We start from the raw sequence: 15806 nt of genomic DNA on the forward strand, positions 1-15806 counted from the left end.
ATCCGCCCCGGTCAGCCGAACGCCAGCTTGCCCGTCCAGCTGCCGATCACCGTCGTGTAGCCGCCGATCGCCGTCTTGCCGCCGGAGTAGAGGCGGACGCTGCCGTCGCTCATGTGGGCCCAGAGGTCGGGGACGGAGTCGCCGGTGACGTCCGGGATGGCGAAGAAGCGGGGTACGGCGGTGCCGGTCCAGCCGCTGGCCGCGTACTCGGTGTCGGCGCCGCCCGAGCCCGCCGCGGAGTTGGCGAGGGAGAGGATGTCGACGCCGGTGCCCGCCGCGTTGGCCTTGCCCTTGCGCAGGATCAGCCGGCCGGAGTCGGTGGTGCGGTAGAGCATGTCGGCGATGCCGTCGCCGCTGATGTCGGAGACCGCGACCACGTCACGGGTCGTCCAGGCGCTGCCGGTGTTCAGGAGCGTGGCACTGGCGAACGAGCCGCCGGTGTAGCCGGTGAACGCCCAGTACTGGGTGCCGGAGGTCATGAAGAGTTCCGGCTGCCCGTCCCCCGTGATGTCCCCGGCGGCCAGGATCTGGTCGAACGCGGACGCGGCCGGGACGGTGACGTTCGCCCCGCTGGTGTCCGTGCCCGTGGTGGGCAGCAGGACCGGCATCCGGGCGCAGGTGTTGAAGCCGCCGAAGCCGTCGCCCGGGTAGACGTAGAGCGTGCCGTCGTTCATGCGGGCGACGAGGTCCTGGAGGCCGTCACCGGGGTAGTAGTCGCCCCCGTGGGTGATGAGCGCGTCCTTCCAGTCCACGGCGGCGGTCGTGCAACCGTCGGCGTAGGCGGTGTTCTTGGTGGCCTCCCCGTAGGACGGGTTCATGCCGACGAACAGGTCGCCCTTGCTGCCCGAGGGGTAGTCGCGCAGGTCGTAGTGGGTGACACCGTCGTCGTCCGTGGACGTGATGATGGTCAGCAGGTCGGGCTTGTCGTCGCCGGTGAGGTCGGTCGCGGCCTCGTCGCGGTCCTTGGGGCTGACGAAGATCTTGTACGCGTTCGGGGTCACCGACTCGTTGCCGGCCGCGTCGAGGGCCTTGACGTAGAGGATCGCCGGTCCGGCGAGCGGCGGGGTGACGGAGACGACCGACGTGAACGAGGTGCCGGTGATCACGTCGCCCGACTTGGTGGTGCAGCTGTTCAGGTCGCTGAGTTTGGTCGACTTGTCGTACGCCGTGCTGTTCCAGCTGTAGGCGTACGAAGTGACCTTCTCCCCGGGCCAGTTGACGAACGTCATGCAGCCGGACTGACCGAAGGTCGCCTTGGACCACTGGTCCTCGCCGCTGTCGTTGTCGCCGTCCGCCTCGTCGAAGTCGGCGGAGCCCACCATCGGCGTCTTCGGGGCGACCGTGTCGACCCTGAAGTGGCAGCTGTAGCTGGTGGGCGACTGGGACGGGTAGTCGTCCTTGACGTACATGTTCCAGTGGTACGTACCGTCCTTGAGGCCGCTGCTGTCGAAGACGACGCTGGCCGTGGTCTTTCCGGAGGCGCTCGCCTCACGGTTGTAGTACGTGCCCGTCGTGTCGTTCTGCAGGTACAGGTGCACGACGTCCAGGTCGTCCTTGCCGTCCGGGTCCGAGACGGACGCGGAGAACGTGATCTGGTCGTTGGCGCCGATGGTGACGTAGGGCGCGCTGGTCGTGCACTTGCCCGGGCTCATCTTGAGCTTGGTGGGCTTGTTCGGCTTGGTGTTGTAGGTGACGTCGACGTTGGGACCCGCGTTGTCGTTCGTCGCCTGGAACTTCTTCCACGCGTACTGCTCGTCCTCGTCGGTGGCCCGCACGCCCAGCGTCCAGTGGTTCAGGCTGTTGTCGGCCGCGTACTGGGCGGCCTCCTTCACGTCGAAGACCGTGTTCCCGGCCGCACAGCTCTTCTTGTAGCCCTTGGCGTACGACTTGGTGTCCTGGCGGGTGTTCCAGCTGGGCTGCGTCTTCCAGCTGGTCTTCTTGTCGATGTCACCGGTGCGCCAGACCTGCACCTCCTTCTTGGTGCAGGACCAGGAGTACGTCTCCTTCATGTTGAGCGTGGCCTCCTTGATGGAGGTCGTGCGCACCGCGTTCGGCCAGGCCATGGTGAAGAAGGAACGGCTGGTGCCGAAGGTGTCCGACTCGTAGCCGGCGCGGGCCTCGTTGGTGCCCTTGTTGAAGCCGCGCCCGTTGAAGAAGGTGGCGTCCGCCCAGCTGCCGCGCTTGTAGGCGGTGGTCCAGTTGCCCGCGTCGGTGTTGGTGCTGGGGTCGATGAAGACGGGGTACGAGGTGCCCGACCCGGTCAGCAGGTCCTGGTCCGGGGTGATGGTGATCGTGCCGTCGGCAGCCAGCTCCGGGTCCATGCGGGAGCTGTGGGTGCCGGGCTGGGGGCCGTTCAGGCCCGGGAACTCGCCGTCGATGGCGGTGGTTTCGGGGGTGATCACGGCGTCCTCGTCGCCCGCGGGCTGGGTCGCGACGGGGTCCGCGGAAGCGGTCGCCGGGCTCGCGGTCGCGTCGCCGTCGGTCTCCGTGGTCGCGGTGGGCGCGGCGGACGCCGTGCCGAAGTCGGTGTCGGCGTTCTGGTCGTCGGCGCCGCGGTCGCGGGCGGCGTCGTCGGAGTCCGCGGGCTCCGGTGCCTTGCTCGTGGTGTCCGTGGCGGTCGGGGTCGGGTCCGGGTCGTCCGCGCCGCCGTCCCCGTGGGTGAGGTTGTCGGTGGTGGCCTCCTTGCCGGCCGAGTCCCACATCAGGAGGGTCGGCGTGGCCGCCACGTCGTTGCCGTCGGCGTCGTAGGCGTGGATGGAGCCGCTGCGCGAGTCCAGCCTCATCGTCAGGTCCGGCGATGACAGGCCGTACGAGATGGTCTTCAGCGCCGGATTCGCCGCCGCCTGGGCCGACTTGACGACCAGGACCTCGGAGAAGCCGCCGTCGTTCGCCGCGAGGACGAGGTCGACGCCGGGCAGCACCTCGCGGTACAGGGCCTCGTTGCTCTCGACCTCGGGGGCGGGGAGGGTGCCGGGCCAGGTGAGGTCGATCGTGTGGCCGGCGGTGGTCAGGGTGACGAGGGTGGTGGCGGTGCCTGCGGCGGTGTCCGTGGTGGCGTTCGCGCGGTAGGCCGCCGGATGTACGTAACTCGCCTTGTCCGCCGTCGACTTGTGCTTGGTCCCGCTGTTCTTGCCGCCGCCCGAGAACACCACCGGCGTCGTCGTGGCCTTCGTGGTCCAGTCGCCGTCGGCCGTGCGGCGCAGCGTCGGGTCGATGGCCCGCCAGGTGCCGTCGACCTTGGTGCGCACCGGTGAGACATGGATGCGGGTGGTCAGCGTGTGGTCGGGGTCGGCCCAGGTGGTGGTCGTCGCGGTGCGGGCCGTGACGATCTCGACGCGCTTGCCGGAACTCCTGGCCAGGGCGCGTGCCTCGGTCTCCGTGCGGGGGTGGGGTTTCGCGCCGCCGCTCTTCGCCGCGGAGCCGCCGGTGTCGTGGTCCGGGAGCAGTACCCAGGCGGTCCCGGCGGCCAGGATCAACGCCAACAGCCCGGCGAGCAGGCGGGTTTGACGTGGGCTCAGCCTGTGCGGCCAAGAAGCGGAGGACACCGAACCGTTTCCCCTCTGACGGTGGCGACATGACGTGCCCGCATGCGGACCGCCCTCCGCCGGCTCACCCGGTGGTCGGTGCCGGGGGTGTGGGGAGGACGTGCAGATCATGGAGCGCCGGTGTGCGCCGGGCAAGCCCCTTTCCTTCGGGTACGGTCGGCGGAACGTCCCCTTCCGGGTGTAACACCCGTTATTCCGCCCGGAGTTGGACTGTCTTGTCATGCTCTGGTCAGTGATCAAGCCCACATAAAGTCAAATGATCTAGCGCTGACGGCAAAGGACGGCCAATAATCCGGGCTGTTTTCCTCCTTCTTTTCTCCATCGCTTCTTCCTTTTCTCCATCGCGTCTTCACGGCCGGGGTGACTGCCCGGCCGGGCTCACCGGGGGGTCCTTCCGTGTTCCGTCGCTCACGTCCGAGCGCGCATCCGCGCCGCAGAGCCTGGCGCCGCAGAGCCGTGCCCGGTGTCGTCCTGCTGCTGTCCCTCGCGCTGTCGGTCGGGGCTCTGGAGGGCCAGGCCTTCGCCGAACCGCCGCCGGACGACGACGTCGCCGCGATGGTGGACGTGCCCGCCACCGATCCGGTGGACGGCGCCGACCAGTCCCTGTCCGGGTACGCCCGGCAGTACGCGATCGACGCCGCGCAGGACGACACCGACCCGCCGGACGGCAGCACCGCGATACCGGCCGCCGGTCCCGACGGCACCGCCGACATCACCCCGGAGAAGCTCGCCGCCGCCGAGGACGGCCTGGTCCAGATCGACGGCGGAGTGCCGGTGAAGATCGGCGCCGCCTCCGACGACACGACCCAACAGCCCGTCGGAACCTGGGCGGTCGACGTCCTCAGCCAGACCGACACGGCCGCCGCCGGGGTCAACGGCCTGCTCATGCAGGTCACCACCAGCGACACCACCCCGGCCCCGGCCCGCCTCCAGGTCGACTACACCGACTTCAAGAACTACTTCGGCGCCCAGTGGTCCGACCGGCTCCAACTGGTCCGCTACCCCGAGTGCTTCCTCACCGACCCGGACAACGAGGAGTGCGCCACCCCCGAGCCGCTGGACAACTCGGCCGACCTGCGCGCCGACACCACGACCACGGACACCGACGGCAACGAGACCACCGACCTGGGCGCCACCAAGGTCGAGGCCACCGTCGACCTGTCCACCCCGATGGACGCCGACACCGCGACCGGCACCACCACCGCCGACGCGACCGCCGCCCTGGACAAGGGCAGCACGCAGTCGGCGGTCTACCACGGCTCCGCCGCGCGGGCCGTCACCGCCGCCGCCTCCTCCGGGGCCGGCGGCGTCCTCGGCGTGACCGACTCCGGCAACGGCGCCGGCGGCTCCTTCCGGGCCACCCCCCTTTCCTCGGCGGGCAGTTGGGACGCCGGATCGTCCTCGGGCGGCTTCGCGTACTCGTACGCCGTCGACACCCCGTCGGTCTCCGCGGGGCCCACGCCGAGCATCGCCTTCTCGTACAACTCCCAGGCGGTGGACGGCAAGACGTCCACCGCCAACCCGCAGACCTCCTGGATCGGCGAGGGCTGGTCCTACGACACCGGGCACATCGAGCGCTCGTACCGGGGCTGCGGCCAGGACCAGGACGGCGACGACGCCAACAACAAGGGCAAGAAAAAGAAGACCGGCGACCTGTGCTGGGCCTCCTCGAACGCGGTGATGTCCCTCGGCGGCACCACTGTCGAACTGGTCCGGGACGACACCAGCGGCGAATGGCACCCGCGCTCCGACGACGGCACCAAGGTCGAGCACAGGACGGGCGCCGACAACGGCGACGGCGGTGACACCGACGACAAGGGCGAGTACTGGATCGCCACCACCCGCGACGGCACCAAGTACTACTTCGGCCTGGACAAGGTCGGCAACGGCCACGCGGACACCGACTCCGTCTCCACCGTCCCCGTCTTCGGCAACGACCCGAAGGAACCGTGCCACGCGGACGCCTTCAAGGACTCCTCCTGCACCCAGGCCTGGTCCTGGCAGCTCGACGAGGTGGTCGACCTCCACGGCAACGCCATGGTGATCAACTACCAGCAGGAGGACAACTACTACGCCAAGAACAAGTCGACCAAGACGAACGTCAAGTACCAGCGCGGTTCCTACCCGCTGAGCATCGAGTACGGCCTGAACAAGGACGACCTGGGCGCGGTCCCCGCGGCCAAGGTGCAGTTCCAGACCGACGAGCGCTGCCTCGCCGCGTCCGCCAGCAAGTGCGACGCCGACAACTTCACGTCGGGCGACCCGGAGAAGTACCGCGTCTGGTACGACACCCCGGCCACCCTCAACTGCAAGTCGGGCACCGCCAAGCAGTGCCCGACGTTCCCCTCCTTCTGGACCCGCAAGCGCCTGGAGAAGGTCGTCACCTGGGCCCACCGGGACGGCACCGGCACCCTGTACCCGATCGACGAGTGGACCCTCGACCAGGCCTTCAACTCCGGCTGGTACCAGACCTCACCCGGCCTGTGGCTGTCCTCCGTCCAGCACGGCGCCTACGACACCGACACCACCGACCCGGACGACGCCCCCGGCCAGAACCTGCCGGCCGTCGTCTTCGACGGCACCGCCCTGCCCAACCGGGTCCGCGCCAACAGCGACGACATCGAGCTGACCTACTGGCACCCGCGGATCACCGGGATCACGGACGAGAACGGCAAGAAGACGGTCGTCGACTACAACAAGGGCTGCACCTACGCCCCGGCGACCACCGACATCTCCGACAACACGGCCGCCTGCTACCCGGTGCACTGGTCGCCCGACGAGAGCCTTGAGAACCCGCCGCTGGCCTGGTTCAACAAGTACACCGTCGCCCGCGTGACCGAGCAGGACACGGTCGTCACCACGACCGCGCTCGCCTCACCCGACATCGTCACCACGTACGCCTACGGGGGCGGCGGCTACTGGGCCAGGACCGACGCCGAGTTCACCAAGCCCTCGCAGCGCACCCACAGCGACTGGCGCGGCTACGCCTCCGTCACCACCAGGGTCGGCGACCCCGACGGCCCCGCCGCCACCCGCTCCAGGACGACCACGTACTACCTGCGCGGCTCCGGCTCCACCCTCAAGGACGACACCGGCGCCACCCTCTCCGCGGACGACGCCGACGAGAACGCGGGCCAGGCCGCCGAGACCGTCACCTACGTCTCCGACGAGAGCGCGGCGGCGGCACACAGCCGGGTGATCACCCTGCCCGGCACCAGCACGGTCACCGCCACCCGCAAGCGCACCGGCGACAGCGACCTCGTGGCGAAACGGACGTACGTCAAGCGCGTCGACGACCTGACCGCCTACAACGGCAAGTGGCGCGGCACCCGCACCACCACCGCCATGGACGACGACGGCCTGCCGAAGCTGAGCGAGGTCGCGGTCGTCACCCTGGCGAGCCCCGGCGACACCACCCCCACGGTCGGCGACACCACCTGCACCCTCACCACCTTCGACAACAGGGCGTCCACGAACCTCTACGGCCTGCCCAAGCGCGCGCTGACCACCGCGACCGACTGCGACGACGTGTCGAGCGCGGCCACCGCCGCGGTCGTCTCCGACGTCACCACCGGCTACAACGACGCCGGTGACGCCACCAGCGAGAAGTCCCTCGACGGCGCAGGCACCGGCACGATCACCGGCTCCCTCACCGAGTACGACGTCTACGGCCGCGCCAACAAGGTCACCGACGCCGGGAAGAACGTCACCAGGACCGCCTACAACCCCGGCAGCAGCCCGTACGTCATCACCGGCACCACCATCACCAACGCCAAGCAGCAGGCGACGATCACCACGATCGACCCGGCCCGCGGCCTGACCACGCTCACCACCGACCCCAACGGCAACAAGACCCGCTACGAGTACGACCTCCTCGGCCGCCTGGTCAAGGGCTGGCGGCCCGGCGACACCGACGCCCTGCCCTCCACCCAGATCAGCTACACGCTGGGCACCCGCACCCCGACCCGGGTCACCACCAAGAGCCTGAAGGACAACGGGAGTTACACCCAGTCCGTCACCTTCTACGACGGCATGGGCCGCACCGTGCAGACCCAGGCACCGGACGCCACCGGCCTCGGCCGCCTGGTCACCTCGGTCCGCTACGACGACCACGGCGCCCCCGTCCGCACCGACAACGGCTACTACGTCCTCGGCCTGCCGGCCACCACGCCGTACATCCCCACCAGCCAGCAGTCGATCCCCAACTCGACCAGGGCCACCTACGACGGCCTCGGCCGCCCGCTCACGTCGACGACCCTGCACCACAACGCGGACTTCGCCACCGCCACCAACACCTACAGCGACACCGACGCCTCGGTCACCAACGTCCCGCCCACCGGCGCCACCGCCACGAAGGCCATCGGTGACGCCCTGGGCCGCGAGGTCAAGGCGATCACGTACACCAACGCCGACCGCAGCGCGAACACCTACACCGAGACCAGCTACGACGCGCTCGGCAACCGCACCCAGGTCAAGGACAAGGCGGGCCACCTCTGGACGTGGACGTACGACTCCCGGCACCGCGTGCGCCTCAGCAGCGACCCGGACTCCGGCACCGGCCAGACCTGGTACGACGACGCCGACCACGTCATCCAGACCAAGGACGCCACCGGCAAGGTCCTGCACTACGGCTACGACCCGCTCGGCCGCAAGAGCACCCTCACCGTCGGCTCCGACACGTTCCCCACCGACGAGTGGACCTACGACACGGCGGCCGAGGGCATCGGCCTGCCCGCCAAGTCCATCCGTCACACCGTGCCGGGCTCCACCACCGGCGACATCGTCAGCGAGGCCACCGGCTACACCGAGGACGGGCAGCTGACCGGCAAGACGGTCACGGTCCCGGCGGTCAGCGGCTCCACCGACAACCTCTCGGGCTCGTACCACTGGTCGTACACCTACACCCGCACCGGCAAGCCGCTCACCACCACACTCCCCGCCACCCCCGGCGGCATGACCACGGCCGAGAAGGTCATCACCCGCTACAACACCCAGGACCTGCCCGTCTCCACCTCCGGCTGGGACTGGTACACCACCGGCGCCGTCTACAACCCGTACGGCCAGATCACCCGCTCCACCAGCGGCAAGAACCCCTACCGGGTGTGGACCAGCGCCCTCTACGACGACTCCACCGGCCTGCTGCTCCACTCGTACGCGGCCACCCAGACGGCGAACGGCCTCGTCTCCCAGACGGCCTACGCCTACGACCAGGCCGGCAACACCAGCCTGGTGGCGACGGGTTCGACCGCGTCGGCCACGACCACCTGGGACAACCAGTGCTTCACCTACGACGCCCGCGGCCAGCTCGTCGAGGCCTGGACCGGCGCGACGACGAAGTCCTGCACGGACTCCTCGGGCACGACCTGGAAGGCGTCGGACTCCTCGGCGACCGCCTCGGGCTCGGTGGGCGCCACCCCGTCCACCTCGACGATCGCCACGGGCACGGCGGCCTACGGCAGCCTCCCGTACTGGCAGTCGTACCGCTACGACGACCTCGGCAACCGCTCCACCCTCACCGACCACAGCACCCAGCGCACCTCCACCGGCGCCCTCAACACCGCGCTGGACGGCTCGACTTCGTACGCCTACGGGGACACCGGCCAGCCGGACACCCTGACGGGCTGGACGCAGAAGACGGTCACGGCGGCGGACTCCGGCACGAAGACCGTCACCGAGGCGAACACCGCCACGTTCGACGACGCCGGCCGCACCGACACCCGCACCATCAACGGCGACACCCAGTCCTTCAAGTACGACGGTGAGGGCCTGCTGAAGTCCGTCTCCGGATTCGGTGCCGGATCGGGCGCGATCACCGGACCCGGCGGACTGTGCGTGGACGACGGCGGCGGCCACACCGCCGACGGGACCGTCATCCAGATCTACACCTGCAACGGCACGGCCGGGCAGCGGTTCAGCACGAGCGGCGGCAAGCTCACGGTCCTGGGCAAGTGCGCCACGGCATCGGGAACGACGACCGGCTCGACGATCACGCTGAAGACCTGCGTACCGGACGCCACCACCCAGTCCTTCACGCTCCGCACGGACGGCACCTTCTACAACACGGCCTCGAAGCTCTGCCTGAACGTGGCGAGCGCCACCGTCAGCGCCGACCTGACCCTGGCCGCCTGCACGGCGAGCGCCGACACCCAGAAGTTCACCCTCGCCGCGAGCACGTCGTACCTCTACGACGCGGACGGCACCCGGATCGCGAAGACGACCGGCGGCTGGACCACCCTCTACCTCGGCGAGACCGAGGTCATGGGCTCCCAGACCTCCACCGCCACCCGGGCGATGCGCAGCTACGCGCAGGCCGGCGCCCCCACCGTCGTCCGCTACACCTCCAGCGCCACCAGCGCACACACCCTGGTCGCCCAGGTCACCAACACCCAGGGCACGGCCACCGTCCAGATCAAACTGGCCTCCGGAATGGCGGTCCAGAACCGGTCCTACGACGCCTGGGGCAACCTGCGCGGTGACCAGGAGACGTCCCTGACGGGCTGGGCGGGCTCCCGCACGTACATCGGCGGCGCGGACGAGTCCAGCACGGGCCTGATCCACCTGGGCGCGCGGGACTACGACCCGGTGACGGGCCGCTTCACGTCACTGGACCCGGTGATGGACTTCTCCGACTTGTTGCAGTTGGGCGGTTATGCCTACGCGGACAACAGCCCGGTGACGAAGGAGGACCCCAACGGCCAGTTCTGGGGCTGGTCCCAGGTCAAGCACGCGGCCTGGTCCGCCACCAAGACGGTCGCGCACGTGGCGTACGAGTACTCGGGCCTCGCCGACATCGTCAGCTGCGCCACCCACCCGGCACTCGGCTCCTGCCTGATGGCGGCCGCCACCATCATCATCACCGTCGCGACCTTCGGCGAGGGCGGAGTGGCCCTGGCCGCCGCCCGGGGCGGAATGCGCTTCGGCGGCGGGGTGCTGGCGCGGGGCGCGGAACAGGCGGCGGTGAAGACGGCGGAAAAGACGGCCGTGAAGGCCGCGACCAAGGCCGTCGAGAAGAAGGTCGTGAAGACGGCCGAGGAGAAGGCGGCCAAGGCGGTCGAGAAGAAGGCCGCGGCGAAGGCGACGGAGAAATCCGCCGCGAAGACGGCCGAGAAGGACGCCGGCAAGGCGTCCGACGCGGGCGAGGACGCCGTCGAGTCCGGCGGCAAGTGCAACAGCTTCACGCCCGACACCCGGGTCCTGCTGGCGAACGGCAAGACCAAGGCGATCAAGGACCTGCGCCCCGGCGACAAGGTGAGATCGACGGACCCGGTCCTCGGCACGACGGCGTCCCGCACGGTCACAGCCACGATCCAGGGCCACGGCACCAAGCACCTGGTCCGCCTCACCCTCACCAACGGCAAAACCCTCACCGCCACCGACGGCCACCCGATCTGGCTGCCGAAGGACCACCGCTGGGCCAAGGCGAGCGAACTGCGGTCGGGCGACTGGCTGCAGACGTCTGCCGGGACGTACGTCCAGGTCAAGGCGGTACGGGCGTGGACGCAGACGGCAACGGTCGACAACCTGACCGTCGCCGGGACGCATACGTACTATGCGGTGGCCGGGGGCACGGCGGTTCTGGTCCACAACTGCAATGACGCCGACTATGGCGAGGTGCTGCCCGACGAGCGGCGGACGGGGGTAGCAGCCATCGTTGGTCCCGCGGACATCAGCACGGGAACCAAGGCCGGCCGCCGGATCATCCCGCCGGGCTTCGTGAAGAACTCGACCGGCCTCACGCGGGGGCACCTCCTTCCGCAGGTGCTGGGTGGGGATGGCAAGGTTGCCGCGAACATCGTCGCGACCAAGTCGAAGGTGGACAACGGCGCCATGTCCGCGTTCGGTGACTCGATCGCCGCGTATGTACAAGCGACGCAAAGTGAAGTGTTCTTCCAGGCGATACCACGCTATCTGCCAGGGTCGAACGTGCCGTTCCGGGTGGACATCAGTGCCTTTGCCGACAATGGCTGGTCAACGGCGGCTCAGTTCCTGGTGGGATGAGGCCGAGGAGAAGGGAGAGAAGATGTTTCCGTATGATCTTGTGCGGCTGAGCGACCTTGAGAACGAGGTCGTCATCACAGTCCTCTCACCCATGGACTCTCCTTTCTGGGAGGCGCGGATCATGGTGACCAGCACGTTCGTCAAGGGGGCCACACTGCTGGTCCTGTCCCCGGCGAAGCTCGATTCCTGGGCGAAGGCACTGGAAGAGCTGCGGCGGGGGCGGGACGTCGTCTGGATGAAGACGGACCGTGGTCCCACCATCAGCATTCAGCTTGACGGCGAACGGGACTGCCCGGAGGTCGTCGTGGAGGACGAGTCTCTGTCCATGGTGACCATCCGCATCCCCATCGCCCTTGAAGAAGGATGGATCGCCGACCAACAGGCCCGTCTCGGCCGATTCAACGAGCAGGTGTGAAGCGCCGGGACCCTGCGAGGCCCAGTCGGAGAAGTCGCCAAGACCGCTGAGAGGGGCAGTCCCTAACGTCCCGACTTCCCCCGCACCCGCCGCACTTGCCGATTGTCCGCGACCGCGTCCAGGAATCGCCGCCCGCCGCCGGCCTCGTACGCCGGGCCCTCCAGGCGGAGCACGGTGCCGTCGCGGACGACGGCGTACGCGATGGGGTTGGCCGTCTTCGGGAGGGCTACCGGGTGGCGGCCGGAGGGGAGCTTCAGGCGGGCGGGGAGGCGGAGTCGGGCCGTGGTGGCGTCGGTATCGGGGGAGGGGAGCAGCTCGGCTTGGACTCCGAGTGTTCCCACGGTGACCTTCATACGGGCCGGAGCGTCGTCGTCCGGCTTCGCCGCCACGTACGGCAGGGGGAGCGAACTGCCCTCGCCGCGTTCGGAGTTGGTCGCGGCGGCCGCGGAAATGTCCTGCCCCAGCTTGCGCTGACGCTGGTCCACGTCCAGGGCGAGCTGGCCGCTGCCCGTCCAGTACGGGAGTGCGAGTCGGCCGCCGGTCAGTGCCGGGCCCGCCGCCGGGGCGCCCGGCGTGCCCTGGCCCGTCACGCGCACCAGGCGGTCCACGCCCAGCAGTTGGACGTACGCCCACACGTCGTGCACGCCCCGCTCCATCGGACGTCCACCCGCCAACCGCTCGGGGTCCAGGGACAGTTGCCCGGAGGCGACGACCTGCGAACGGCCGTCCCCGAGGGGCTTCAGCCGTACCTCCAGGTCGCCCTCCGGATACCACCAGTCCTCGCGGTCCCGGTCCTTCACCACGAGTTCCGCGTACGCGAGCCGGAAGGGGTCGGGGACCTCCCAGCCGTCCTCCGTCCCCGGCACGCCGGCCAGCAACTCCGGGTCCAGGTACTGCTTTCCGTCCCGCTCGACGAGGACGAGGGGTTCGCCGTCTCCGCGCAGCAGGTCCAGCGTCACGTCGGCTACCAGGCGGCCGTTCGCCCAGCGCAGGTCGCTCACCTGGCTGCGGGCCTTCACCTCGCGGACGCGCTCCGCGAGGGTCACCGCGCCGTCGAAGTCACCGGCCTCCAGCAGGGTGGCGCGCAGGCGGGACACCGCGGGGAGGCCCTCGCGTACGGCCGTCGGGAACTCCTCCAGGGCCACTTCCCTCGCAGCTTCGAAACGCTCTCGCTGCTCGGCCGGGTCCTCGCGGAGGATCTCGGGCTCGCGGGTGCGGGAGAGGATCTCCACGTGGTAGAGGCGGTGGAGGAGGCGGTTCTGGAGTGCGTCGATGTCGTCGGACGCTGGTGTGGCTTCCTTGAACTGGCGGACGATCGTACGGGTGTTGGGCCAGAAACCGTGCTTCGGGTTGAAACGGTGCTGGGTGTTGTTGCCGCCGTCGTCCCGCTTCATCCAGTAGTAGACGGGATAGTCGGCGAGGATCGAAATGCGCTCCGCCTTCAGATAGGCGGCGCTGACGAAGGCCAGGTCCTCCAGGATCCACGGGCCCTCGGGGAAGCGGAGTCCGTGTTCCTCGACGAACGCGCGCCGGAACATCTTGTGCGGCGACATGCTCTGCGTCAGCTCGTCGTTCTCGATCGTGCAGGCGTCCACCGTGTGCCGGAACAGTCGCCGGGGCCGCACCATCGTGCTGGACATCTTGCCGAGGACGACGTCCGCGTCGTTCCGCTTCGCGTGCTCGTACAGCCGCTCCAGGGCCTCGGGCCCGAGCGTGTCGTCGTGGTCGACGAACTGGATGTACTCGCCCCGGGCGTGCTTCATGCCGAGGTTGCGGGGCGCGCCCGGCCAGCCCGAGTTCGGCCGGGTGTGCACCTGGACGTTGGGAGCCCCGGCGGCGATCTTCTCCAGGCGGCTCAGTGTGTCGTCGGTCGAGCCGTCGTCGACGTAGATGACCTCGTACTCCTCGGCGGGCAGGCTCTGTCCCAGCAGGGACGGCGCGCACTCGTCGACGTACTTCCCGGTGTTGTAGACGGGAACGATCACGCTGACTTTGACTCTCGGCATTCCAGGACCCTACACAGCTACGCCACGCGCCCGTCAAAGCATTCCCGCTTGCCGCCCGCCGCCGGCTGGAAGCAAGCCCGCACCACAGTCCCCGGCCCCGTCACCGCCATCAGCGTGTAGACGTACGACTCCGCGTCCACGGCGTTGCCCACCTCGGCCGCGTGCACCGCCCCCGCCCGCCCCGGCACGCTCAGCTCGATGCGGTCGCCGATGTGGCCGCCCCAGGTGCGGGCCCAGGTCGTGCCGCACTCCCGGCTGTGGCGTAGTTCCATCCAGGCGCCGGTGGCCGTCCGATGCTGGGCGACGGTGTCCGGCTGGGCGGCGCAGCGCATGGCTATCGGGCTGCGGCCCTCGCAGGCCGCGCCGTGGCAGCCCGGGCCGGCGGGGGTGGCCGTGGTGGCGGCGGTGGGGGAGAGGGGTTCGGAGGCGCGGGAGTCGGGGAGCAGGAGCAGGGCGAGGACCACGGCGGTCACGGCCACCGCGCAGACGGACGCGAGGACCGCGAGGGTGACGACGCCCCGTTGTTCCGGGACCGGAGGCGGGGGCGGGGAGACGGGCGGTAGGGGGGAGGTGGGCGGCGGTGTCGCCTCCTCGGCCGTCGCCGCCCGCCCGCTGCCCTCCGCCTCCGCGAGCTCCCACAGCGCCACACACCGACCGACCGGTTCGCCCGCCAGTCGGCACAGCTCCTCCACCGCCTCCCTCGGGGGCAGGGTCTTGCCGTTGAGGTAGCGCTCCCAGGACGACTTGCTGTACGGCGTCTTCGCGGCGAGGCCCGCCAGGCTCAGGCCGGTGGCGGATCGCAACTCCCGCATCGCAGCGGCCAGTTGGTTCATCCCCTGAGGGCCTTCCAGGTGTGTGGGCCGACCATGCCGTCCACGACGAGACCGGACCGCTTCTGGAACGCCTTGACCGCGTGTTCCGTCAGCGGGCCGAAGATCCCGTCGATGCCGCCCGGTGAGATGCCCGCCCTGCGCAGCAGACACTGCGCCTCGGCGACATCGGGCCCGATGTCGCCCACGGCCAGATTCTCCTGCTGGGTACGGCTGTTGCCCGCGTACCAGTGGCCGTCGGACTGCTGGATCCGGCAGGAGTACGGCGGCGCGGACGTCGGCGCGGCGAGCGGGGCCGCCGATCGGGTCGTGGTCGTACTCGAAGCCGTAGGGCTGCCGGTGTTGTTGGCGTTCATGATGCGGACGGTCACCAGGACTGCCGACGAGACCGCCAGTACCAGGGTCACCGAGCCCGCCACGAGCGCGATGCGCAGGGCGCGGCGCTCGGGGGACCGCGGGGCCGTCTCCGGCGACGACAAGTGGCTTGCCGTCGGGGCCCGTTCGGGCGTGGCCGTCCAGCCCTCCGCCGCCACCTCCCGCAGCGCCAGCAGGCGGGCCGGGTCCTCGCCGCACGTCCGGGCCAAGGCCTCCAGCGCCTCCGCGGGTGGCAGCGAACGGGCGCCCAGATAGCGCTCCCAGGACTTCGCGCTGTACCCCGTCCGCGCCGCCAACTGCCGGATGCTCAGGCCGCTGTGGTCCTTCAGCCGGCGCAGGCGTACCACCAACTGCCGTACGCGCGGATCCAGTTCCGCGGGCAGCACTTTCCAACGCGACATGTGTTCCCCCCACTTCGCGTTCAGGGTCCGGGGTCAGCGGTCCCTGCCGCGTCGCATTCTGCATCACTGACACCGCATCGCACGGCTATTCGGTTCCAGCGCGTGGAGGGAATCGGCCATGGTCCGCAAGGGGCCGTCAGGCGTCCCGTCCCGTCGTCCCCGCTGTCGGTGTCCCTGCAGGTCAGAGGTGGTGGCGTCCCGTCGGGACGTCACTTCGGCGCCGGTTGTGGCGGGGC

6 protein-coding genes are annotated in these 15806 nt (G+C 69.8%); 2 read left to right on the plus strand and 4 right to left on the minus strand.

The window, feature by feature from the left end:
* Positions 1-11 precede the first annotated feature (11 nt).
* Positions 12-3545, minus strand: coding sequence for an FG-GAP-like repeat-containing protein (locus OG496_RS32565; RefSeq protein ID WP_405973459.1), 3534 nt, complete (start codon positions 3543-3545; stop codon positions 12-14).
* 396 nt (positions 3546-3941) lie between these two features.
* Here OG496_RS32565 and OG496_RS32570 point away from each other — a divergent pair, with 396 nt between their 5' ends.
* Together OG496_RS32570 and OG496_RS32575 are read left to right on the plus strand one after the other, a co-directional pair.
* Positions 3942-11543, plus strand: a complete 7602-nt coding sequence (locus OG496_RS32570; RefSeq protein ID WP_405973460.1) for a ricin-type beta-trefoil lectin domain protein — start codon at positions 3942-3944, stop codon at positions 11541-11543.
* A gap of 22 nt (positions 11544-11565) precedes the next feature.
* On the plus strand, positions 11566-11958 hold the full coding sequence (locus OG496_RS32575) for a DUF5959 family protein (RefSeq protein ID WP_405973461.1): 393 nt from the start codon (positions 11566-11568) through the stop codon (positions 11956-11958).
* Positions 11959-12020: 62 nt separating this feature from the next.
* Here OG496_RS32575 and OG496_RS32580 read toward each other — a convergent pair whose 3' ends face one another.
* The 3 genes from OG496_RS32580 to OG496_RS32590 are packed head-to-tail and all read right to left on the minus strand — an operon-like array spanning position 12021 to position 15570.
* The gene (locus OG496_RS32580) at positions 12021-13964 is read right to left on the minus strand and encodes a glycosyltransferase family 2 protein (RefSeq protein WP_405973462.1); all 1944 of its coding nucleotides are present in this window, start codon (positions 13962-13964) and stop codon (positions 12021-12023) included.
* A 17-nt stretch (positions 13965-13981) separates the two neighbouring features.
* Entirely contained in the window at positions 13982-14797 is an 816-nt protein-coding gene (locus OG496_RS32585; protein WP_405973463.1) for a helix-turn-helix domain-containing protein, read from the minus strand.
* Complete coding sequence (locus OG496_RS32590) at positions 14794-15570, minus strand: peptidoglycan-binding protein (protein WP_405973464.1); 777 nt, start codon at positions 15568-15570, stop codon at positions 14794-14796. Before OG496_RS32590 ends, OG496_RS32585 begins: the two co-directional genes overlap by 4 nt.
* Positions 15571-15806 lie beyond the last annotated feature (236 nt).

Source organism: Streptomyces sp. NBC_00988, from assembly GCF_045162645.1.
Classification (GTDB): domain Bacteria; phylum Actinomycetota; class Actinomycetes; order Streptomycetales; family Streptomycetaceae; genus Streptomyces.

What these genes read in the sequence shown, in the direction of transcription:
- OG496_RS32575 (WP_405973461.1), top strand. Translation starts at nt 11,566, where the DNA reads ATGTTTCCGTATGATCTTGTGCGGCTGAGCGACCTTGAGAACGAGGTC.
- OG496_RS32580 (WP_405973462.1), bottom strand. Translation starts at nt 13,964, where the DNA reads ATGCCGAGAGTCAAAGTCAGCGTGATCGTTCCCGTCTACAACACCGGG.
- OG496_RS32585 (WP_405973463.1), bottom strand. Translation starts at nt 14,797, where the DNA reads ATGAACCAACTGGCCGCTGCGATGCGGGAGTTGCGATCCGCCACCGGC.
- OG496_RS32590 (WP_405973464.1), bottom strand. Translation starts at nt 15,570, where the DNA reads ATGTCGCGTTGGAAAGTGCTGCCCGCGGAACTGGATCCGCGCGTACGG.